19 protein-coding genes are annotated in these 24,195 nt (G+C 39.7%); 6 read left to right on the top strand and 13 right to left on the bottom strand.

The genetic code is table 11. The features are described 5' to 3' along the window. Positions 1-2: 2 nt before the first annotated feature. The 6 genes from ACAN53_RS15045 to hisC form a co-directional block, all read right to left on the bottom strand. Complete coding sequence (locus ACAN53_RS15045) at positions 3-509, bottom strand: DUF1700 domain-containing protein (protein WP_379970976.1); 507 nt, start codon at positions 507-509, stop codon at positions 3-5. Positions 510-703: 194 nt separating this feature from the next. Next, positions 704-1,666 carry a peptide-methionine (S)-S-oxide reductase MsrA gene (gene msrA / locus ACAN53_RS15040; RefSeq protein WP_379970975.1) on the bottom strand — a complete coding sequence of 321 codons (963 nt, stop codon included), beginning with the start codon at positions 1,664-1,666 and terminating at the stop codon, positions 704-706. Positions 1,667-1,771: 105 nt separating this feature from the next. Then, on the bottom strand, positions 1,772-4,057 hold the full coding sequence (locus ACAN53_RS15035) for an ATP-dependent DNA helicase (RefSeq protein WP_379970974.1): 2,286 nt from the start codon (positions 4,055-4,057) through the stop codon (positions 1,772-1,774). A 215-nt stretch (positions 4,058-4,272) separates the two neighbouring features. Then, positions 4,273-5,172, bottom strand: a complete 900-nt coding sequence (gene purU / locus ACAN53_RS15030; protein ID WP_379970973.1) for a formyltetrahydrofolate deformylase — start codon at positions 5,170-5,172, stop codon at positions 4,273-4,275. 97 nt (positions 5,173-5,269) lie between these two features. Next, positions 5,270-6,889: a long-chain fatty acid--CoA ligase gene (locus tag ACAN53_RS15025; protein ID WP_379970972.1), complete on the bottom strand. Its 1,620-nt coding sequence runs from the start codon at positions 6,887-6,889 to the stop codon at positions 5,270-5,272. A 275-nt stretch (positions 6,890-7,164) separates the two neighbouring features. Beyond that, positions 7,165-8,226: a histidinol-phosphate transaminase gene (hisC, locus tag ACAN53_RS15020; RefSeq protein WP_379970971.1), complete on the bottom strand. Its 1,062-nt coding sequence runs from the start codon at positions 8,224-8,226 to the stop codon at positions 7,165-7,167. Positions 8,227-8,455: 229 nt separating this feature from the next. Here hisC and ACAN53_RS15015 point away from each other — a divergent pair, with 229 nt between their 5' ends. The 5 genes from ACAN53_RS15015 (at position 8,456) to ACAN53_RS14995 (ending at position 13,171) form a co-directional block, all read left to right on the top strand. Then, positions 8,456-9,214, top strand: coding sequence for a sulfite exporter TauE/SafE family protein (locus tag ACAN53_RS15015; protein WP_379970970.1), 759 nt, complete (start codon positions 8,456-8,458; stop codon positions 9,212-9,214). Between the two features lie 51 nt (positions 9,215-9,265). Beyond that, positions 9,266-10,660, top strand: coding sequence for a glycosyltransferase family 4 protein (locus tag ACAN53_RS15010; RefSeq protein WP_379970969.1), 1,395 nt, complete (start codon positions 9,266-9,268; stop codon positions 10,658-10,660). A 257-nt stretch (positions 10,661-10,917) separates the two neighbouring features. Beyond that, the gene (locus ACAN53_RS15005) at positions 10,918-11,718 is read left to right on the top strand and encodes an amino acid ABC transporter substrate-binding protein (protein ID WP_379970968.1); all 801 of its coding nucleotides are present in this window, start codon (positions 10,918-10,920) and stop codon (positions 11,716-11,718) included. Positions 11,719-11,733: 15 nt separating this feature from the next. Continuing rightward, on the top strand, positions 11,734-12,405 hold the full coding sequence (locus ACAN53_RS15000; protein ID WP_379970967.1) for an amino acid ABC transporter permease: 672 nt from the start codon (positions 11,734-11,736) through the stop codon (positions 12,403-12,405). 19 nt (positions 12,406-12,424) lie between these two features. Further along, positions 12,425-13,171 (top strand): amino acid ABC transporter ATP-binding protein, encoded by a 747-nt coding sequence (locus ACAN53_RS14995; RefSeq protein ID WP_379970966.1) that lies wholly within the window; start codon positions 12,425-12,427, stop codon positions 13,169-13,171. 36 nt (positions 13,172-13,207) lie between these two features. Here the strand turns inward: ACAN53_RS14995 and ACAN53_RS14990 are convergent, their stop codons facing one another. Both ACAN53_RS14990 and ACAN53_RS14985 read right to left on the bottom strand, forming a co-directional pair. Then, positions 13,208-13,987, bottom strand: coding sequence for a YhfC family intramembrane metalloprotease (locus ACAN53_RS14990; protein WP_379970965.1), 780 nt, complete (start codon positions 13,985-13,987; stop codon positions 13,208-13,210). 163 nt (positions 13,988-14,150) lie between these two features. Next, the gene (locus ACAN53_RS14985; RefSeq protein ID WP_379970964.1) at positions 14,151-14,696 is read right to left on the bottom strand and encodes a helix-turn-helix domain-containing protein; all 546 of its coding nucleotides are present in this window, start codon (positions 14,694-14,696) and stop codon (positions 14,151-14,153) included. 166 nt (positions 14,697-14,862) lie between these two features. Between ACAN53_RS14985 and ACAN53_RS14980 the strand changes: the two genes are divergently transcribed. Further along, positions 14,863-15,735, top strand: a complete 873-nt coding sequence (locus ACAN53_RS14980; RefSeq protein ID WP_379970963.1) for an NAD(P)-dependent oxidoreductase — start codon at positions 14,863-14,865, stop codon at positions 15,733-15,735. Between the two features lie 98 nt (positions 15,736-15,833). Here the strand turns inward: ACAN53_RS14980 and ACAN53_RS14975 are convergent, their stop codons facing one another. The 5 genes from ACAN53_RS14975 to ACAN53_RS14955 form a co-directional block, all read right to left on the bottom strand. Beyond that, the gene (locus ACAN53_RS14975; RefSeq protein WP_379970962.1) at positions 15,834-17,435 is read right to left on the bottom strand and encodes a DNA-binding protein; all 1,602 of its coding nucleotides are present in this window, start codon (positions 17,433-17,435) and stop codon (positions 15,834-15,836) included. 216 nt (positions 17,436-17,651) lie between these two features. Continuing rightward, a complete protein-coding gene (locus ACAN53_RS14970) occupies positions 17,652-20,588 on the bottom strand; it encodes an OmpL47-type beta-barrel domain-containing protein (protein WP_379970961.1) in 2,937 nt (978 codons plus the stop codon). 277 nt (positions 20,589-20,865) lie between these two features. Beyond that, positions 20,866-21,699 (bottom strand): DUF3974 domain-containing protein, encoded by an 834-nt coding sequence (locus ACAN53_RS14965; RefSeq protein WP_379970960.1) that lies wholly within the window; start codon positions 21,697-21,699, stop codon positions 20,866-20,868. 32 nt (positions 21,700-21,731) lie between these two features. Then, entirely contained in the window at positions 21,732-22,772 is a 1,041-nt protein-coding gene (locus ACAN53_RS14960) for a toxic anion resistance protein (RefSeq protein ID WP_379971097.1), read from the bottom strand. A gap of 227 nt (positions 22,773-22,999) precedes the next feature. Beyond that, complete coding sequence (locus ACAN53_RS14955; RefSeq protein WP_379970959.1) at positions 23,000-24,127, bottom strand: glycerate kinase; 1,128 nt, start codon at positions 24,125-24,127, stop codon at positions 23,000-23,002. Positions 24,128-24,195 lie beyond the last annotated feature (68 nt).

Below are 24,195 nucleotides of genomic sequence, written 5' to 3'. Positions count from 1 at the left end.
CTTTATTCTCCTCTCATCATTTTCATATGGAATCCAAAATAGAGTCGAACACCTCTATACAATAATTCTCCTATAAAAATGAGTGCAACAACTAGCAACATGCCTAAGCCACTCATAAGCATCGAGATAAAAAGAGATTGCATAATATCCATGTCATGAATGAAAAAAAGAGAAATAAGCAAAGTCACAGCACCAATTATGCAAGCTACCGCTACGGTCCAAAGGGAAAGATAAATGGATACCAACATAATGGCTGGAACGAGTGCAACCATCACATTAAAGAGAAATAATCCCATACCAATTCCTATTTTTTTCGCTAGCGAAGGAGGCTGTTTCGGCACTGCCACCACTTGTAACCCCAGTTCCTTCATAATCTCTTCTTCTTCCTTCCCCTTCGCTAAAGCTGTTTCATACAAATCCTCATATAACGAAATTACTCGGTTTTTATCATCCATTGATGCCTCAGCTAACCGTCTTTCGATAATTGCCCGCATTTCCTCCTTGCTCATTGTATCTCTCCCCTTCTCTCTTTCTTACTGTATGATATAAAAAAGAGACCCTGTTACATAGTGCAAGGAGTCATGACTTTATCCGTCTATTTCATGACTTTTAGATTAGAAATTTCATTACTAAAAAAGATGCCACAAACGTGACATCTTCCTATATAAAAAGCCGAGATTATCATCTCGGCCTCACGCTTTCATTATTTAAATAAAATGAGAAAATCCCCGTATCCTTCTTTTTCTAACTCTTCTTTTGGAATGAAGCGAAGGGCAGCAGAATTAATGCAATAGCGAAGTCCGCCTCGGTCCTTTGGTCCATCTTCAAATACATGACCGAGATGCGAATCTCCTTCTTTACTACGCACTTCCGTACGGACCATTCTATGACTGATATCCATGTTTTCCTTGACACTTGCATCCATAACCGGCTTGGTGAAACTTGGCCATCCACATCCGCTATCAAATTTATCTCGTGAGCTAAATAACGGTTCACCTGAAATGATTTCTACATATAAACCTTCTCTGTGTTCGTTCCAAAATTCATTTTGAAAAGGAGGCTCCGTTCCGTTTTCTTGTGTAACATTATACTGCATTTCAGTAAGTTTACTTTTTAAATGCTCTTTATTTAACTCCCAATGCTTCTTTATAAACGCATCTCGGCCTGATCCTTTTCGATATAAGCCATAGCGAAATGGATTTTTCTTATAGTAGTCTTGATGATAATCTTCTGCCTCATAAAAAGGCTTTGCTGGGAGGATTTTCGTTGCAATCGGTTTTTGAAAACGGCTGCTTTCCGCTAGCGCAATTTTAGAAGCTTCTGCCTTCTGACGTTGTTCTTCATTATGGTAGAAAATTACGGTTTGATATGATTCACCACGGTCGTGAAATTGACCTCCCGCATCAGTTGGATCGATTTGACGCCAATACATCTCAAGAAGCTCGTCATAAGACATCCGGCTCGGATCAAATGTAATTTGTACAGCCTCGTAGTGTCCTGTTGTTTCCGAACATACTTCCTTGTATGTTGGATTTTCCTTGTGACCACCTGTATAGCCAGACACGATTTTTATAATACCATCTATTTCATCAAACGGTTTAACCATGCACCAAAAACAACCGCCTGCGAAGGTTGCAAGCTCTCTAGTTTGTTCTGTTTCGCTCATGCTTCCACCCCATTTTTCTCATTTATCCAAAAAACAATCCTACTTCGTATTGTATAGCAATACCACTTGAACACCAAACAAACTGCACTTTACAGAGTAGAAACGTTACGAAATAACGGTAAACGACTGCCATTCCTCAGGCAGCAACGATACATAGGGTTCTTTCAAGAAACGATCATCTACAAGTACGATAGTGCCGGTATCTTGCTCCGTTCGAATCAGTCTTCCGCCTGCTTGCTGCACTTTGTTCATCCCGGGATATACATAGGAGTAATTGTATCCATTTGCGCCAGTAGTATGGAAATATTGTTTTATGATTTCTCTTTCTAAACAGAGCTGCGGCAAGCCAACACCAACAACGACAACCGTATTAAGACGATCCCCCTTTAAATCAATCCCTTCTGAAAACACTCCACCTAATACAGCAAATCCAACGACCGGCTTATCTAAACTCGGCTGAAACCTTTCTAAAAATTCATCTCTCTCCTCTTCCTTCATAGATGTAGACTGGACAATGGTTACAAATTCTGAATCTTCTTCTGCAAACTGTGTATACACTGCCTGCAAATATTGATAGGATGGGAAAAATATAAGGGTGTTTTGAGGCTTGGATGCAAGCAAATTTCTAAGCATACGAACAATATGTGATTTCGTATAGTCGCGGTCATGATACCGCGTTGACAAAGCTTGCACAAACACGTCCAACTGCTCCTTTGCAAAAGGGGAAGGTACAGAAAGCGTATAATCCTCTTCCTTGCACCCTAGCATCCGATGAAAATAAGAAAGTGGAGTTAACGTTGCAGAAAAATAGATGCTTGCACGATACCCTTTGGCAACTTGATTCAATAAGTAGGATGGATCTAAGCAAAACATTTTCAAATGAACCTCGTTCCCAGTGCATTCCACATACGTGACAAATCGTTCATCATATAGCTTACTGATGCGAACATAACTTTGCGCTGCAAAAAAGGAATCTAGTAATGCTTGTTCCTCGCCAGTGGCATGCAGAAGCGCCTGCTCAGCTGCTACAATAAATTCTTCTAATAAAGCAAGAATTTCTGTATTCTGCTCTTTCTCTACCACTTGCTTTTGTTCCCTGATTTTTTTTCGTAGTGCGATAAAATGTTGATTGAGTTTGTGAGCAATTTTATATATCGTGTCATTTGTTCCCTTGTATTTACGCTTTAGCTCTAAAAATAAGGATTTGTACAGTTCTGCTGAAAACATCTCTCTCGCCCGGTCCACAAGATTGTGTGACTCGTCAACGAGAAGAACACTTTGTCGCTTCTGCTCTTCAAACAAACGTTTGAATGAAACGCGAGGATCATAGATATAATTGTAATCACAAATCACCGCATCCGCTGCATACGCAAGATCCACGGAAAATTCAAACGGACATACCGTATGTTTCTTAGCATACCGTTCGATCACATTACGATCCATAATTGTTTCGTTCTCTAAAACATCAAGAATTGCTTCATTGATTCGATCATAGTAGCCATTTGCATACTCACAATAATCCTTTTGACATCTCGTTTCTTCCTTAAAACAAATTTTATCCTTTGCTGTAAGGGTTACAGCATGTAGGATAAGACCATGATCTTTCATAAGCTTACATGCTTCTTCAGCTGCAGTACGTGTTGTCGTTTTCGCAGTCACATAGAACAAGCGCTGAATAAGCCCCTCTCCCATCGCCTTTACTACTGGAAAGGTTGTAGATATCGTTTTTCCAATGCCGGTAGGTGCCTTGGCAAGAATATTTTTCTCATCTACAATCGTCTTATAAACAGCACTAGCAAATTTTCGTTGCCCTTGTCGGTACGTAGGAAACGGAAAAGCTAACGCCTGGATGCTACTCGTTCTCCTTGCTCGGTGCTTGCGAAGCAATTCACCATACGGGGCATACTGCTGCAGCACTTTCTTTGCAAACATTTCCAATTCATCGTGTGACAACACCTGTCGAAAGCTCTTCTGCTCTTCGCTCGGAACCTGCACATACGTTAATTGTACAACCATCTGCTCTACGTTTTTCGCAGTCGCATACATATAGGCATACCATTTCGCCTGCGCCCAGTGAACCGGATACGAATTTTCTTCAAGAACTGATAGATCCCCAGACGTAGACTTAATCTCATCAATTACTACATCCTGCCCGCGAAACAACAGACCATCGCATCGCCCTTCCACATGAAACGGAAGATTTTCACACGCCATATCGATTTCTAAAAAACATTCCTTCTGATCCAGCTCCTCATACGTACGCTGGATTTTCTGATGCACTCTCGTCCCCTCATGAAGAGACGAACTCGTCCGAAAACCAGCATCAATACTCCCGCTCCGATATACATACTCTACTAATGAACGAACTGAAATTGAAATGATAGACTCCATTGTATCACCCGTTTGTTTGTTAATGGCTTTACTATATCACGGATAGGGGGGTAGGGACGATTTGATTACCGCTATTGAAGTTTTTCTCTCTTTCCAGTAACCAATGCGGGGCTTTGATTACCACTACACATCTTTCTCATCCTTTACGGGCATCAATCATTCGCTTTATTAGCTACGGCTTCCTTCAGTAAGCCGTGAGTTGATTTTTTTTTGCATCACGCAAATACAATTGTCTTATTCTCATGCACAATCACGCGGTCTTCTAAATGCCATTTCACCGCTCTCGACAACACACTTCGTTCGATGGCACGTCCGATTTTCTTTAGGTCTTCTACTCCATCGCGGTGATTCACTCGTTTAATATCTTGCTCGATAATCGGTCCTTCATCCAAATCATTTGTTACATAGTGTGAGGTGGCCCCGATGAGTTTTACCCCTCGTGTAAACGCACGTTCATATGGTTTTGCCCCAACAAATGCAGGTAAAAACGAATGATGTATATTAATAATTTCATTTGGATGAGTGGCTACAAATGTGGGTGTTAAAATTTGCATATATCTAGCCAATACGACCGTATCGATTTCATATTCTTTAAGAAGCTGCTGCTGCTTTAGTTCGACTTCCGCTCTATTTTCCTTAGAAGCAGGTATGTGATAAAACGGGATATGTAAAAGTTCCACAACCTCACGTGCATCCTCATGATTACTAATCACAACAGCTATGTCTGTCATTAAGTCACCATTCTGCCAATCCCATAGAAGTTCACGCAAGCAATGAAGCTCTTTCGAAACAAAAATAGCCATTTTTTTTAGTGTATGAACGTATGTAAATTTCCATTTCATTTGAAACTGCGTAGCAATTGGTAGAAACTCTTGTTCAAGCTTTATCGCTTTTTCTTGCAGATTTGGACATTCAAATTCAATGCGGAGAAAAAACATGCCGCCTTCTGGATTTGTTGAATACTGGCTAGATTCAATAATATTTGCATCGTATTCAAATAAAAATTTTGAAATACTAGAAACAATACCCGGTTGATCGGGGCAGTGAACGAGCAACCTACCTCTATTTTTATTTTGTTTCTTAAAATCTTGCAGGGCCTCTATAGCTGGTTTCATTTTCGAAAAGCTCCTTTTTACCTTTCATTATACTGAAAAATCCCTCTCAATAGACAGAAGTATCTCTTTGAGAGGGATTTAATTTAACCTATTCTATTTATGCTTTGATCAAATAACTTTTCAATTGATCGCGAAGTGCTCGTTTTAAAAACTTTCCAACGGATGTTTTCGGAATTTCATCCATAAAAATAATATCATCCGGTAACCACCATTTTGCAAATTGCGGTGTGAGGAATGCATATAATTCATCTTTTGATACAGACTCTTTATGGGACTCTTTGAGAACAACGCAAGCAATAGGGCGTTCTTGCCATTTTACATGTGGAACAGCAATAACAGATGCTTCTAGCACAGCCTCATGCGTCATTAATGAATTTTCTAAGTCAATAGAAGAAATCCATTCTCCTCCGCTTTTAATTAAGTCCTTAGTACGGTCAGCAATTTTGATAGACCCTTCTTCATCGACCGTTACAACATCGCCTGTATGATACCAACCATCTTTCATTGAATCTTCTGATCTTTCATCCTTATAATAGCTACCCGCAATCCATGGACCACGTACGCAAAGTTCTCCCATATCTACTCCGTTCCATTTCACTTCGCCTTCTGAACTAATCACTTTCATTTCTACACCTGGAATAACGCAGCCTTGACGAGAACGGAGTTCATAATATTCTTCTTGATTTAAATTATTTTGATATGACTTGAATCGATTAAAGACAACAGCCGGACTTGATTCTGTCATCCCATAAATTTGTCGGAAGTCAATCTTATATTTTTCTTCATACGTCTGAATCATATTCTTTGGAGCTGCCGAACCACCTGACCATATACTCTTAAGACTACTAATATCTCGTGGATTTTTTTCTACTTCTTGTAAAACATCGCTCCAAATCGTTGGAACACCTGCTGTTACCGTTACTTTCTCTTTTTCTATCAAATCTGCTAGCACTACAGCATTAAAATGTGGCCCTGGTAGAACAAGCTTCGTTCCAAACCATGTACAAGCAAATGGCAATCCCCATGCATTTACATGGAACATTGGAACAACCGGCATGCAGACATCTGCTTCGGATAAGTTCCCTCCATCTGCAAGACCAAGAGCATAACTATGCAACGTAATACTACGATGCGTATAGATTACACCTTTCGGAAGTCCAGTTGTTGCGGATGTATAGCACATACCGGCTGGTTCTGATTCATTTAAATCTTTTACAAATGGAAAGGCTTCGTCGCCTTCTTCTAGAAGCTGTTCATAGTGGTATACAGGAAATAAACTAGTTTGAGGAATGTCTGGTTGGTCTGTCATAATGATGAAGGCTTGTACATGTGTGAGTTCGTGTTGGATTTGCTCCAATACTGGAACCATATCCTCATCAACAAATATAAATCGATCTTCTGCGTGGTTAATGATGTAAGAAATATGCTGTGGTGATAGTCGAAGATTAACCGTATGTAAAACGGCACCAATGCTTGGAATAGCAAAGTATGCTTCTAAATGGCGATGATGATTCCATGCTAATGTACCAATTTTGTCTCCTTTTTGTACCCCTAATTTTGTTAAAACGCTTGCAAGTCTACGCGTACGCTTAGCAATTTCAAGGTAGGTAAATGTTTGAACCGTCGAATGCGTACGTGATACAACCTCTTTCTTCGGAAAAAACTTCTCAGCTCTCTCCATCATTAGCGGCAACAATAACTGTGTATCCATCATCATCTCTATCATACCTCCTATTAATCATGTAATGTCTTGTATTATAGCATAGTATTTTACAAAATAATCCAAATATAATTAGGAGAATACTTACAATAATCGACAAATATAGGAAAAACGTGTCACTTTATATTCGTTCACATCTTTCAAAAAGATATAATCCATACTATAACTTCCTGTCTTGAATAAAAACAAACAAGCCAATTCTTTACTTAAGTAAAGAATTGGCTCTTATTTTCCAAACGTAATTCTATATTGTTATGTTTTTTAAAAGTGGTTTATTTTGTTAAAATATTCTTCAATGCACGCAAGAATACTTCCATTTCATTTTCTAATCCAATTGTTACACGTAGAAAATTATCAATCCTTGGTTGATTAAAATAACGAACCAAAACTCCGGCTTCTTTTAGTTTTGCATACAATACACTGGCATGTACTTCAGGATGGCTAATAAAAACAAAGTTTGAACGTGATTCAGTAACAGAAAATCCGAGTGACAGTAGTTTGTCTACAACATCATTTCGCGTATGAATAATAGCATTTGTTATTTCTTCATAATAAGATCGATCAGAAAGGGCTGCTACCGCTCCAGAAATCGCAAGTCGATCAAGCGTGTATGAATTAAAGCTATTTTTTACGCGTTGCAACCCTTCTATCAAGTCAGGGTGACCAATGGCATACCCGACTCGAAGACCTGCTAAAGAACGTGATTTTGAGAACGTTTGAATGACAAGCAAATTCGGATATTCATTAACATATTGGATCATGGACTCCGCTCCAAAATCAACATAGGCCTCATCCACAATAACTACATTTTCCGGATTCGCATCAAGAATCTCTCGAATGAATTGTGCTGACAATCCCTTTCCTGTCGGTGCATTCGGATTTGGAAAAATGATGCCGCCATTCTTAGATTTAAAAGGCTCAATTGGCATATTGAACTCCTCATCTAGTGGGACAAGTGTATATTGTAAGCGAAACAAGTTGGCATATACTTTATAAAAGCTGTACGAAATATCCGGAAACAAAATAGGACGCCCTGGTTCAAAAAAAGTTTGAAACGAAAAGGCTAATATTTCATCTGACCCATTTCCAACAAAAATTTGCTCTTTCTGCACTTGATAATATTCCGCCAGCTTTTCTCTTAATTCATTACAGTTCGGATCAGGATACAAACGCAAATCCTCGTTTGCTTTCTGCTGAATTGCTTCTATCACCTTAGGGGATGGAGGATACGGATTCTCGTTTGTATTCAACTTAATATATTTTTTATTTTGTGGTTGTTCTCCTGGAACATAAGGCTGTAACTCTTTCACTAACTGATTCCAATATTTACTCAATTGTTATTTCTCCTTTCGAGGTAACTGCTCCCATTCATTCTATCGATATAAATAGTTTACTATCAATAGCAAAAATACGGGAACTAACTTTCATACATGATTCCTATTTTTTATTATACTATTAACGTAAACAAAGATACGAAAATCTATTTATGAATTTGCACTTAAGCAGGATTGAATGCTTTAATTATGAATATCATAATGTAATTGTTGGAAAGAGGAATGATAGATGGTTGTAGAAATAATCGCTACCATGTTTTTAGTAGGACTTCTTTTAGGATTTGTCGGCGCAGGCGGTTCGGGATTTATTATCTCAATATTAGTATTGTTTGGCATTCCTATTCATATCGCATTAGGAACCGCACTTGTTGCGATGATATTTTCATCTCTGTCAGGAGCAGTGAGCCACTACCGTGAAGGGAATGTTTCCTTAAAGCAAGGGATTATCATCGGTATATTTGGAGCTATTGGTGCATGGTTTAGCTCAAAATTTTCTGTTTATATACCTGCGAGTGAATTAAAGTTTATGACAGCAGGAATGTTATATTTATCGGGGATTGTCCTTTGGCTTCGCATGTTCATCGTGTCTCGTAAAAAATCGATTGATGATGAAAGAACCGCACATATAACTGGAATTCGGTTCCTCGTATCAGCTTGTGGCATCGGATTGGTAACGGGCGCTTTGTCTGGTTTATTCGGCATTGGATCGACTCCATTTATCCAAATTGGCTTAATGGCTATTTTAGGTATGTCGGTACGAAAATCAGCAGGAACGACCATGCTTGTCATTATTCTCATTGCGATAGCAGGCGGAACTGGCTATTATCATTTAGGGTATTTAAATCTACAGCTCCTTGCAGAGGTAGTCTTTGGAACGATGCTTGGCTCCTACATCGGCGCAAAATTTACAAAGCGGGTTCCAGCCCGTATTTTAAAAACGGCTATGGTACTTTTTCCGATGATAGGCGGTTCTTTGTTACTGCTATAAAAGCCAGAGATGCATATTCACTATTTTTAAGTTAAGAGAGGACTTCTCGTCATGAAAATTCTTGTTTTTTCAATGGCTACCATCATGAAGGATGTTTCTATGGGTGGCTCGCAACGTCATTTGCGTGAGCTTTTATTTTACTTTTCCAAGAAAGGGCATACCGTTACCGTTTTAACGAATTATCGCAGCGATAACAGTGAACCATTTGATTTATGTGAACGGGTAACGGTTTTACCTATTTTACGATTTAAAGAAACATTTCCAATTCCATACGATACCCATCCATTTCATCTAGCCCATTCGTATGAATTAATTCGTAATTACGCAAAGGAGCATGATGTGTTCTATATTCATGACGGACAGATGGATTATGGCTATTTGCACAAAGGTATTCCAACCGTCACATCGTTAAAAAATTTCGTCTATCCTGAAGCGTTAATTTCCGCCTTTCATACGAACCGAGATCGCTTTATTGTCGCTTGCGACTATACATATGAAAGTGTAAAACATACAGTGGGACGCGTCCTTCCCTGCATCGATGATATATTAACGGTCGTAAAAAATGGCATTGATTTAACTATATATCATCCAGTAGAAACGGACTGGCGACAACGACTTGGCATTTTGGAAGAAGATACCGTCATCCTCTTTCCACACCGCCCAGACCCCGGTAAAGGAATCTATCAATCATTCGAAGTCGTAGCACGGCTTAAGGATCTGGGGCAGCAAAACATCAAGTTGCTTATGCCAAAGCACTTTGATGTGAACGTTTCTCCTGAAACAGCCGCTTTTTATGATTCTCTCCTTTTACATGCAGAAACGCTCGGCATTCGGGATTCGATTGTGTATTATCCATGGCTTCCAGGCCATGAAATGCCAGGCATTTATTCCGCTGCTGATGTAACAATGTGCATTGGAAATTTCATTGAGGCATTCGGTTATGTGCAAATTGAGTCAATTGCCTGCGGTACTCCTGCCGTCGTTTCAAATGTTGGAGCGCAGCGGTCGATCGTAGACGATGGCTATTATGTGACAAAAGTTGATTACGGAGATATCGAAGCGGCTGTTTCTGCCGTCCTAGCTCTCTTGCAGGAGCAAGTCGATATACAAAAGGTGCACCACTATTTAAACAAAACATATAATTACGATGAAAATCTAGCTACCTATGAAAAACTTATTACTTCCGCTACATGCAGAACGGAGGATTTGAGTCAGCATGCTGTGACGAAAGAGCAAATGTACAAGCTCGCTCCTTGGTGCTACGTATCTACTAAAGGCATTTATCATGACTACCTCTACAAATATTTAGAGAAAGACGCATTATATTCTTTTTTAGCTTTGCAAAAAGCAAATCCATTTACACCAACTGAAGCGGAAAAGGCTTCTCTGACGAAAGAAACGCTTGAACAAGCAGTAGTTGATGGCATTATCGTTCCCGTTATTTGAATAAGAACCCCTGCAAAGCGCAGTTTAGCTGGGGGTTCTTTTATTCTACAAATCATTTATTATCGAAATGGCGAATTTATTATCGATTTCCTTTCTTTTATTATCGAAATCGCTACTTTTATTATCGAATCCAATTTCTTCCTAACCTTCCCATTACGGGAAGGTTTTTTTTCATTGACTTTTCCCGATACTTGCATTATTCTAAGAAAGCATTTTATAAAACAAATAAATCCTATAAAATTAGTGGGGGATTATAAATGAAAAGACTACTTACTTTATTTCTTGCTTTATCATTAGTACTTGCTCTTGCAGCATGCGGTACAAAAAAAGACGACAAAACTGCTACGGCATCAAACAGCTTATACGAGCAAATTAAAGCTAAAGGTGAAATCACAATCGGTACAGAAGGAACTTACGCACCATTTACATTTCATGATAAATCAGGTACATTAACAGGCTTTGACATTGAAATCACACAAGAAGTTTTCAAACGTTTAAATATTAAACCTAAATTTATTGAAACAAAATGGGACGGCATGATCGCCGGTCTTGACGCAAAACGTTACGACATGGTTGCAAATGAAGTTGCCGTTCGTCCTGACCGCCAGCAAAAATATGATATGTCTGATCCTTACATTGTATCTAAGTCTGTTCTCATCGTTGGAGAAGATAATACGACAATCAAGTCGTTAGATGATTTAAAAGGGAAAAAAGTAGCTCAATCATTAGATAGTAACTTCCGTAAAATCGCAGAAGATCACGGCGCAACAAACACAGTTGTAGATGGATTTAATCAATCGATTGATTTAATTACATCTGGCCGCGTAGATGCAACATTAAATGATAGTCTATCATTCTTAGATTTGAAAAAACAACGTCCTGATGTAAAGGTTAAAACCGTATATGAAGAAGCAAATGCAACAAGCAATGCCTTCTTATTCCGTAAAAATAACGATGATTTAGTGAAAGCCGTTAATAAAGCTCTTGCCGATATGAAAAATGACGGAACGTATTTAAAAATATCTCAAAAATGGTTCGGTACGGACGTATCGAAGTAAAGGGATGAAGCATATATGATCGATCAAAGAATAATAGGAATCCTCAGCGATTCCTTTTTCCCTATTTTAAAAGCTGGTTTGTATTTTACGATTCCATTAACACTCATTACATTTGTATTAGGCACATTGCTAGCATTTTGCACAGCACTTGCCCGTTTATCTAGCAATAAGCCTCTCGTTATCGTAGCTAAGTTTTACGTATGGATATTCCGCGGAACTCCATTACTTGTACAGTTGTTCATTCTTTTCTACGGTCTGCCAAGTCTTGGCTTAACGCTAGATCCATTCACAGCAGCTGTCATCGGCTTTACCTTAAACGTAGGTGCATATAGCTCAGAAATTATACGCGCCGCCATTCTTTCCATCCCGAAAGGACAATGGGAAGCTGCTTATTCGATTGGCATGACAAAATTTCAGGCAATGCAGCGTATTATTTTGCCGCAAGCGGTTCGAGTTTCCATTCCGCCCCTAGGAAACTCTTTCATTTCACTTGTTAAGGATACTTCCCTCGCTGCTACAATTACGGTAACTGAACTGTTCCAAAAGGGGCAGCAAATTGCTGCTAATACGTACGAGCCTCTATGGCTATATATAGAAGTTGCGTTCATTTATTTGATTTTCAGTACAGTGCTTTCTTATTTCCAATCGAAGCTAGAAAATCGATTTGATCGAGGCGTAGCAAGATGAGTGAGAAGGAGGAAATACAATGATTCAAGTGCAACAACTACACAAAAGCTTTGGTGATCTAAACGTGCTAAAGGGAATCGATGTAACAGCTGGGAAAGGCACAACAACTGTTATCATTGGACCTTCTGGTTCCGGTAAAACGACGTTATTACGTTGCCTCAACTTACTTGAAATACCGGACGAAGGAATGTTAAAGATAGGAAGCACCGCAATCGATTTCAATACAAAAAAGAAGCTGTCACACAAAGAAGTAACTGATTTTCGAAAGAAAACAGGAATGGTTTTTCAAGGCTATAATCTCTTCCCCCATCTAACTGCACTGCAAAATATAATGGAAGGCCAGCTTGTCGTGCTGAAACGTTCGAAAGAAGAAGCACACAAAAAAGCCATGTATCTACTGGAAAAAGTCGGTTTACAGGATCGTGCTGATATGTATCCGCATCAACTCTCTGGCGGACAGCAACAACGCATTGGTATCGCACGCGCGATGGCAATGGATCCGGATGTACTTCTATTTGATGAGCCGACCTCAGCCCTTGATCCGGAACTCGTGGGCGAAGTGCTAAAAGTTATGAAGAATTTAGCGAAAGAAGGAATGACGATGGTCGTTGTCACCCATGAAATGAGATTTGCACGTGATGTAGCAGATCAAGTTATTTTCATGGACCAAGGAGTCGTTGTAGAGCGTGGAACGGCGGAAGATATTTTTACTAATACAAAAAATCCCCGTACTCTTCAATTTTTAAATAAAGTTCATGCAAGATAAAGAAAAGGACCGTCTCGTAAAAACGGTCCTTTTCTCTTAGTTTTGTGTCCACGATTCTTTCGTCTTTCGTATATAGAGAAAAGCTACAGCAGCTACCACTAGTATAAATGCTTCTACAATGAAGAGATTCAGTCCAGCGATTCTGTGAAACACAGCTACGTAATCAACTGCAGCATGAATCAAGATAGCAAGCCCTACGTACTGGAATTTCTTCGAATTGATTGCATATAGCACGAGTAAGGATAAAGCCACTTGTATCATAAATGCGGCAATTCGTTCTACTCCGCCAAGTACCCCATCAGTAAAGGTAAGAGTTACTAAACTATTTTTTACTGCAGCAATCATTTCAGCAGATGCGCTTTTGCCATACATAGCCTCAAATTGCCCAGAATTAATAAGATTTGCAATTACGATACTTTGGACACTACTCATGACACCAATAAGAAGAGCTTCAATGCCTCCATGACCAAGACCATACGCTAAGCCATCTTTGCGTTCACGATTCTCTCTTAATAGCAACATAAACCCTGCATAACGGCCAATTTCCTCAAATACACCCGCTGCTAATGCTCCGTATAACGCATACAAATACGGATAATTTTTAATGACAGATGTCGTTGGATTTACATTTAAAATGTATGCATTTAAAGCAGTTTCAAAAACTTGTGAAAAAGCGATAAATACCATTACCCCAACAACAATAGGGCGATATGAAATAGAATACGTTCTCTTGAGATATACAAATGCTAAAATTGGAATTAAAATTGCAATCAACGCTTGGAACACTAAACCTGATATAGCCGTCTGACTTACCATTGTTATTCCCCCTTATATTTTTCTAACCATGTTATAAAATACTGCAAAATTCTTCATTTATTGGTTGCTTACGATATACCTTAAGCAACATAAGTGCATCCATTTCATCGTCCCATTTGCGTAAAATATGTGTTACATTTTTTACTATTGGCTTTTATACGCATTATAGGTCCTCTCCTTTTTTTGGTTCCGGAATAATAATGGTGGATATCGTTCGCATTCTTCTATCATTTGTTCGTTGGTTTTGCAGCACCTTACTGTAGGCACTGCTTACTTCCTGTAAAAGCCCAGTAAATTCTTCGTCATTCATATATATCGGAACCTGCCGAAACATAACGCCGTCTCTAACTAAATCGATTTCATCCTGACTCACATAGTTTCCAAAGCCGTCAATTAAGGTTCCTACAAACTGCATAAACGTTGTCATCTTTTCTTCTTTCGAGCTCTGTTCAAATTCCTCCATCGAAAGACTATGCCCCTCTTTTGCAAGTCTATATACTTTTTCAATCGTACCGCGGACCTGATGCTGTGCTACAACTTCCACGACCCCGCCTTGCACAAGCTTGTTTAAATGCCGATATAAAGTAGCCTTCGGAATTTCAGATAAAGCCTCACTCATTTGTTGCACCGTTCGATGCCTATCTCCCGCAAGAGTTTGAATGATTTGCATACGAGCAGGATGTAAAATAAGCTTTGCCTTTTCATTCATCACCATCACCTCAATTTTTCATATTTTAGCGATGTTATTATTATCATTCTCAATAATGATAATAATACATATTCCATTACCTGTAAATAGGAAAGCATTATAATTGGATTTCCTCTATCCCAATGTAGATAATAAAAAGGGAACATACTACTAAAATGAGGTGGAAATGATGATTGGTTTTATTGGCTTAGGAATTATGGGGAGTCGGATGGCTACTAACTTGTTAGATAAGGGATTTTCACTCGTCATCTACAATCGAACAAAGGAAAAGGCTGCATCACTTCTTGAAAAAGGTGCAATCTGGGCGGACTCACCACTAGCAGTTGCCAAGCAAGCCGATGTATTGTTTACAATGCTTGCAAATCCTCAAGTCGTTGAGTCACTTGCATTAGGAGAAGATGGATTCTTGCACAGTCTTAGTGAAGGAAAACTTTGGGCCGATTGCAGCACTGTATCCCCTACCTTTTCAAAACAGATGGCACATGAAGCTGCAAGTCGTAACATTCGCTTTCTAGATGCACCCGTAGCTGGTACGAAAATGCCCGCGGAAAAGGGTGAGCTTATATTTTTAGTTGGTGGGAACAAAGAAGACGTAGAAGAAATTCAACCGATGCTAGAGGCGATGGGAACAACTACACAATATCAAGGACCTATAGGGATGGAATCGTCTATGAAACTAGTCATAAACCTCATGCTTGCCCAGTCCATGGTCGCATTTGCAGAAGCCGTTACGCTCGGGGAATCTCTGGGTCTCGAAAAAGAGCATGTTGTACAAACTCTCTTAAATGGACCAACAACCGCTCCGTTCCTACAAGCAAAGCAGAATAAACTAGTAACAGGAGATTACGAAGCAGATTTCCCGCTGGAACATATTCAAAAAGATTTACATCTTGCAGCACAGTCTGCCTTCGAAGGTGGGATTGCTCTTCCTTTAACCAATGCAACGAAAGAAGTGTTTGCTCTTGCTAAGCAAGACGGTCTTGGTAAAAAGGATTTTTCAGCTATCTATCAATTTTTATCAAAATCTAGAGAAGTATAAGAAACGTATCTTTCAACTAAAAAACAAAACCTTCTATGCTAGCGCTTAGAAGGTTTTGTTTTAAGAGTGTATTGTTATGATTGAATATACTTGTATTATTACGGTAGTGGTACTGCTGGAACATCTGCAAGCGTAACACTTTCCGTAATAACGTTGGTAGTTCCTTGTTTTAAGCGTAAGTTGGCTGCTCCCGTATTTCCTGGTTTAATTTGTACTGTTAAATCTTTAGAGGCATGACCAGTAGCATCAGGTGTTAATGTGAAAATAGGACTATACCCGTAAGCTGACCATGTTCCATCCGGATTTTTAAATCGTGCAATTTGCTCTCCGGTTGATAAGTAAATACCTACTTTTAAATTCGAAAGTAGCTGACCTGGTGTAAAGTTATCTGCTGTTACGCGAATTTGAAATACTTGTACACTTGGCAACGTAGCCTGATGAACAAAATTGTAGACTGGCTGACCGCTAGGCACAGGCGGGGTCGTATATCCATATGATCCTAGTTTAAAGGTTGTCGGATCATACCATTTATAGCCTGCAGCTGGCGCGGCCCATGGTTCTGGCTGTGGTTCCGTTGAAGATGCTGGATCTTCTGATGAAAGAAGACTCGTCGGATTGTCTAGCTGTAAACCCGAAACTTGAGTAAAGTTCGTATAACTTTCCTTGTTTGAAAGCCATTCTACCGTTTGTACTAAGAGTTTTGAATCATTTACTTCTTTATATCCATCATAAGTCGTTTTTGCACTTCCAGTTTCTTCACGTAAATATTTCGGAGTCGCATCCTCCACTGGTGAAGAGTCTCCAATAAATGCAGCCTTCCCAAGTCCCACTTTCGATATAGCGGCAAACGCACCTTCTGCGCGGCCCCCTCCATTATACACACCCTGGTCTACCGCATTTGCCCATGCAGAGACACCAGTTGGTAAGTACACAATTCCTTTTGCCTTTTGTGGATCTAAAATTGCAAGTGTAGAACCTGCATGCATGGCAACTGCACTGACACCTTGTGTAATGCCAAACGATTGATCAGTTGTCACTACATCGGTAGCATTTACATCACCGATTGCATTGTAACGAAAACGAATCCCAAAATTCGAACCAAGCCAATCCGAACTTGTCAATCCTTGCATAGCTGGTGAACTTGCTTCCTCTGTCGTCATTCCTTTCGCTGGGTTCGTATACGCACCGCGTCGATATCCGTTCATTACTTCAGATGAATCCCAGCGATTTTTATTTCGGTCCGCATTGTAATGGTCCGCGATAAAGAAAATACTTCCCCCGTTTTGTACATATTGAAGCATCGCATCTTGCTCAGATTGTTTATACGGAATATTTGCTTCACCGATGATAAACACATCGTAATTCTTCAGTTTGTCGTACGTAACTGCTTGTTCCCCAAACGTGTACGGGATTTGACGGTCCAATTGTTCCACAGTATATCCGTCCGCCTTTAAGCCATCCGAAAAATCTGAAAAAGCACCGTCTATTACCCAATCAGCTGCTCCTGCAGTTTGCCCGTGCGTATTGTCAAATAACACAGCTTTTCCTGTCCCTGGTAATGTGGCTGCTTGGCTGTGTGTAATTGGTGATAAAGCAGCATTTCCTGGTGCAGATGGCGGAACTAATGCAATCGTACTAAGTGCGAATACAAACACGGCTAATACGCTAGCTGCAAATTTATTGCGGAACAATTTAAACATTTTTTCACTCTCCTTCTCATTTTTGTAAATCTTACAAATTGATTATACTTTTCTATAAATTAGGTTTATTTAGTATTTTTGTTAAAAAAATATAATTTTTTAAAGAGAAATTCTAGGCGATAGTCATCAGATAATAAGAGAAAACTAGACATAAAAAAAGAGGATGTCTCCAAAATGTCGTTTATGTTTGACTTTTGGAGACACCCTTTTACTTAATTATAACTGCGTACGAATGCTCTGTATATCCATGATAAGTAGTAAAGCAAAACTAGGAGATATTGACTTTCCAAATTGGGCTCTAATTTCATTTTCTAATGCTTGTAATTTATTCAATTGTGCTTGTTTCGTAGGTGCCTGCTTAATTCCTTCTACTTTTGCTAGAAGGCTTGATACAGTTCCTTGCTTTTGAATATCATTATAGTTAAAGCCAATTGACACTAACTCACTTAAGTGAAAAATATCGATTTTATTTTCTAACGTAAATGTCTGGCTTGCTTTATTTCCTGCATTATCTTCTACATTGACGGTGAACACGTGCGATCCTACTAACAAGGATAATGGCGAAACAGCATCTAAACTATCAATAACATGATCATCTAGTGTGTATATAACTGTTTTTACACCACTTATGGAATCCTCAACTTTTACAGTAACAGGGATAGATGCATCGGTTTGATAGAATGACGTTACCCCATCCATTGTAATAGCCGGTGCCAACTTATCGATCCATATCGGCAGTACTTTGCTGTCCTCTACATTTCCAGCCCTATCAACGGAACGATACTCAATGCTGTGCTTCCCTTCCTCAGAAATGATAACTGGCCCATCTACTGTAATCCAATCTCCACCGTCTACTCGATATTCTGTTTTTTCCACTCCGGAACCATTTTCATCACTTGCAGTAAACGTTACTGTTACGTCTTTCGTATTATACTGATTTTCGCCGTAGACACCATCTACAACCGCTGTTGTAACAGGAGCAATTGTATCTGCCAATTCAAAATTTGCATATTCTAACGGTTTTAACTGATACATTCCTTTAAAAATTGAAGAAATTCCGGTAATGTTTACCCAGCTTCCCTCTGGATATTGTTGTTGGAATGCAGACTGAGATATGCCCGTTCTACCATCAACCCGAACATGTATTGTTCCATTTTGTCCGACTGCATCAAATTCAAATGAGCCTGATGGAGAAGCAGAGACAATATTATGAATCACTACATTTTCAATTTTTATAAGGCGCCCCTGATTTTCATTATTAATGGCCGCTTGTACCTCTGGTTGTGGCAGAGCAGATGTACCTACCTTCTTTAATACAACTGGATTGCTAAGCTCGACTTCCCCATTATATGTTGTTTTGATAGCACTAATAGAAATTCGGTCACCTTTATGAAGACCCGCTGTATTTTGATATACGTAAATCCCTGCGGCATCGTCTTGTAAATAAAAACCTTGTCCACCAAATACACCAGGCTCTGAAGTAATAACACCTTCCACTGTAACAAGCGTATCATCTGCAGCTTGTCTAGCTGTTAGAATCGAAACAGGCGTTGGTACAGGTATCGAATCCTCTGGTAATGTCTCCGCTGTAACATTTGCAATTGTTACACTTTCCGTAATTACATTGTTTGAGCCCTGCTTCAATCGTAAATTCGCCGCTCCTTGCTTTCCTGGTTTAATTTTTACCGTTAATTCCGTCGATGCATGGCCAGTAGCATCTGCAGTAAGTGTAAAATCAGAACTATACCCGTAAGTTGACCATGTACCATCAGCATTTTGAAATTGCGCAATTTGCTCTCCGCCTGGTAGATATATACCTGCTTTTAAGCTCCCTTGCGACTGTCCTGGTAGCAGATGATCTACCGTTACACGGATTTTAAATTCTTGTTGGCTCGGTAATGTTGTTTGATGAACGAATTTATACACAGGATTACTGCTCGGTTTCGTCGTGGAACCGTATGATCCTGCCTTAAACGTAGAAGGATCGTACCACTTATATCCAGGGTCCGGCGCAGCCCATGGTTCCGGTTGTGGCTCTGTTGAAGAAGCTGGATCTTCCATCGGAAGTAGCTTAGTCGGTTCATCTAATTGCAAACCTTGTACTTGAGAAAAGTTCGTATAACTTTCCTTCTGAGAAAGCCAATCTACCGTTTGTACTAAAAATCTTGCGTCATCTACTTCTTTAAAGCCATCATATGTTGTTTTCGCCTTCCCATTATCTTCACGTAAATACTTCGGTGTAGCATCTTCCACAGGTGAAGAATCTCCGATAAACGCAGCCTTTCCTAGGCCAACTTTCGATATAGCGGCAAACGCACCTTCAACGCGGCCTCCGCCATCATATACACCTTGGTCTACCGCATTTGCCCATGCAGGAACGCCTGTTTGTATGTACACGATTCCTTTTGCTTTTTGCGGATCTAAAATGGCAAGTGTAGAACCTGCATGCATGGCAACTGCACTGACACCTTGTGTAATGCCGAACGATTGATCAGCTGTCACTACATCTGTAGCATTTACATCACCGATTGCATTGTAACGAAAACGAATACCAAAATTTGATCCAAGCCAATCCGAACTTGTCAATCCTTGCATAGCTGGAGAACTTGCTTCCTCTGTCGTCATTCCTTGAGTAGGGTTGGTATACGCACCGCGGCGAAACCCATTCATTACTTCAGATGCATCCCAACGATTTTTATTTCGGTCTGCATTGTAATGGTCTGCAATAAAGAAAATACTTCCCCCGTTTTGTACATATTGAAGCATCGCATCTTGCTCAGATTGTTTATACGGAGTGTTTGCTTCACCGATGATAAATACATCGTAATTCTTCAGTTTGTCGTACGTAACCGCTTGTTCTCCAAACGTGTACGGGATTTGACGGTCCAATTGTTCTACAGTATATCCGTCCGCTTTTAAACCGTCCGAAAAATCTGAAAAGGCACCGTCTATTACCCAGTCTGCTGCTCCTGCCGTTTGGCCGTGTGTATTATCAAATAGCACTTTCTTCCCTGTTAAAGCAGCTTGTCCTACATTTGTTGCTACAGTACTGCTATTTGCTGATGCTGGTGGTACAAATGAAATTGTATTCAATGCGAATACGAACGCAGCTAATAGAATTGCTGCAAATTTATTCCAAAACGTCTTACCCATTTTCTCACTCTCCTTCTTATTTTTGTAAATCTTACAAATTGATTATACTTGGTTCACCTTTTTGTATTTTAATAGTTTTGTAAATACTATATAAATTTTACAAATAAAAGGCATTATAGTTTCAGGCTGTTTAGTAGGGGTATGATGGGACTTATAGGAAAATAGGTATCACGTAAGGAAATAAAAAAACCTCTCATCTCTGCCATATGGAAACGATTTTCCATATGGCAGAGATGAGAGGCTTTGGGCATTGGTTGTTTCGCAAAAAAACAATAGACTAATTTTGATACAATTTCTCTCTTGCTGTACGAATCTTTACGTTTAATGCGTCTTCGACCGATTCGTATATGCTTTGTTCTTCCTGCTGTAATGTTTCTTGAAATTCCTTCAAGAACACTGCTAATTCCTGCTCTTTTCCAAGCCGCTGTGCGGGAGGAAGCTGGGATATAAGCTCTAACATACTAGGAAGATCTTTAGTTAAAAACATTTCATATTTATGCTGCTGCTCGTACATTTTATTAGCACGGTAATACGGGATACTTTGCATCACCGATGTGACAATTTCATCAATGGTGTGCTGCAATGTTATGTTTACTACCTTTTTATAATGTTGAATTTCTGAAAGCACTGCATCGTATTCATCATAGAAAAAGATACGATAGAAGGAAAGATCATGTTTCTTGGTAGGATGATAATATTCTTCTTCCATATAGTCACGCAAAACAGAAACTGTATTTTCTACATCCTCTTTCGTAAAGCTTCGTTTATGGCGAACAATACTATGAAGCTTCTTCTGCTCATCCTTTGAAAGGGAGGATATGATATATCCTTTTGTTGCATCATCGCTTGCACTAAATAGAACGGTTAGCGTTGCTACATCTCGCATACCATTTGATTGCATCCACTGACGAAAAAGCGAATTACGCGTAAACTCATTCAAAAAAGGAATCGTCGAATTGGAAACGCGTTGCAACGATTCCGTCGCTCTTTTGTAGGGCTTCTTCCACGAATAATATACCTTTCGACCTAGAACAATAGCCGCAACAACAGCACTCAAACCAATGGCAACTAAAATCCAAATAATCGTGAATAATACTCCCAATATACTCATTTAATCACCTCCAAGCCTTTCTCACACCGTTATTACTTTGTTACATACGGAATTAATTTCTTCTTCATTTCATCATTAAATGTATCAATTTCTTTCACAAATGTCTTACTTGATTGAATAATCCGTTCTGAAGACTCTTCTGAAGCCTGCAAGGCAGCGAAAATATTATCAAACGACTCACGCAACTTGTCCATTCCAATCGCTGGATTTTCAAGCAGACGTGTCGTTTCCTCTGTATTTTGCTTCAAGGCACGAGAATTGCTAAGAATCATCGTTTCAATCGCTTCATTCGTTGCATTTACAGCGTCAATACTCTTACGCTGATTAGCAAGAGCAAGCTGTATGGAAGCTGAAATCGTAACGACATTTTGTGTCATGGAAACGGCATTTCGAATCGCTTCTATCAATTTCTCATTATTTTTCTTTATAATATCAATCGATGCAATAGACTGCAAAAGAATACTCTTTGCTTGTTGCATGTTACGAGTACGAACGAGAATTTTTTCAAGTGCTTCGTTAATAAGCACTACATCCTTGCTACGTTCTGGCTTTTGTCGCTCCTCTTCTAGCATTTCGGATAGTCTCTTACCAAGATACACCTGCCTATCAAGCGCTTCTATCTTTTGGATTGACCGTTCCTTTAGTACCTGCAGACCAACACTATCTTCTTGCAAATTATCTCGTCCGACTAACAAGGATTTAATAATCGCTTCAATTTGTTTATCAATAGATTGATATTTAATCATATAGGCTTCTAATGGGTTTTTACGAAGCATTTTATTCATCACACGTTTGAATCCAGATGCATGCATGGGATTTGGATCTAGCTGAGAAACCGCTTTACGCAGTTCAAGCAATGTGTTCGGTATTTCATCATTCTTCCCATTCATCATTGCAACAACTGGCTGTTTCAGAGCAGTTAACGTCTCTCCTGCTTCACGTTGTTCTTTATCACCAAGCGCTGCTAGCTGTGTCAACACATTCGAAATATCAACATTACGTTCACTGTTCAACTTTTGCACATATAAATCTGCTTCCTTATTCAGCTTTGCAAGCTCTTCTTCTTTCACAATTAGCTCTACATGCTCTTCTGGGGAAGCAGCTAGAAGTTCTTTGTTTTGGTTATCCAAATGAATCCCTCCTTAACTACTGCTACTTCCATTGTAGACGAAAAATACAGGATTCACCATACACGGTAAGTCAAAAAAGGTAGAAAGACCAAAAAAACGTATCCAAACGAAAGATTACTGGCATGCCCGTTATGTATCAATGTTTTAATTCATTTACTAAGGAAAATGTATCAATGTTTTAATTCATTTACTAAGGAAAATATTTGTCTCGTTGTTGTGCGCAAATTTTGAAATGTTTCTACTTCATCCATTGCAGATTGTAGTGACAACGGAGCAGGAGTAATCGAAAAATAGGCCGTGAGTCCTAGGCGAGATAAGTCACCCGAAATGGCTCCTGCCAATCCAATCACAGGCACGCCGAACTTGCTTGCTAGCCGTGCAACACCTTGCGGAACCTTTCCCATTTCCGTTTGTGCATCCATCTTTCCTTCTCCTGTAATCACAAAATCTGCACCCTGCATATGTGTTGCTAGCTTGGTTATCTCTAGCATGACTTGTATGCCAGACTCTAGCGTACCATGTAAAAAGAAGGAAAATGCCGCGCCTAATCCTCCGGCCGCTCCTGCTCCTGGCACTTGTACATTTTGATGGAGTGTTGTTTCAACCACCTTTGCAACATTCATCAGACCTGCATCTAGTTGTTCCACCATCTTAGGCGATGCTCCTTTTTGCGGTGCAAAGACATAAGCAGCCCCCTTCTTTCCGTAAAGTGGATTGGTTACATCACAGGCCACTTGAAACGTGCAATCACGAAGTGCAGGAAGAGCTTCTTCTACCGAAATTGTTTGAATGGACTGCAGCTCTTTTCCTCCAAATCCAACCTCATTCCCGCTTGCATTTCGAAACGAAAATCCGAGTGCCTGCAGCATGCCAACCCCTGCATCATTCGTGGCGCTCCCCCCAAGTCCAATTACAAAATGTCGACATCCTCTCTTTATTGCATCACAGATTAGTTCCCCTACTCCGTACGTTGTCGTTTCAAGTGGATTGCGCTTTTCTCGCGGAACGAGGGGCAAACCGCACGCCTGCGCCACCTCAATTACCGCCGTATTATCACGGACAATTCCATAAACAGCTTGTCTTCTCTCACCGAGCGGTCCTGTCACCTCAGTCGTCACTATTTCCCCTTGCAACGCATACACAAGTGCTGCAACCGTCCCTTCTCCGCCATCCGCCATCGGCACTGCAACCAGATCTGCATCTGGATACACATCTGTAATACCTAAAGAAATTGCCTGTCCAGCTTGCACAGATGAAATACTTCCTTTAAACGAATCAATTGCAATGACAACTTTCAAGGGTATGCCTTCTTTCCCAGATTTTATTTTCACCCATCTTACAAAAGGCAATATAAAAAGGCAAGTAT

This window comes from Ectobacillus soli (assembly GCF_042610425.1).
Lineage (GTDB): Bacteria > Bacillota > Bacilli > Bacillales > Bacillaceae_G > Ectobacillus.
The sequence above is the reverse complement of the archived record's forward strand: the minus strand, read 5'-3'. Positions and strand labels throughout refer to the sequence as shown.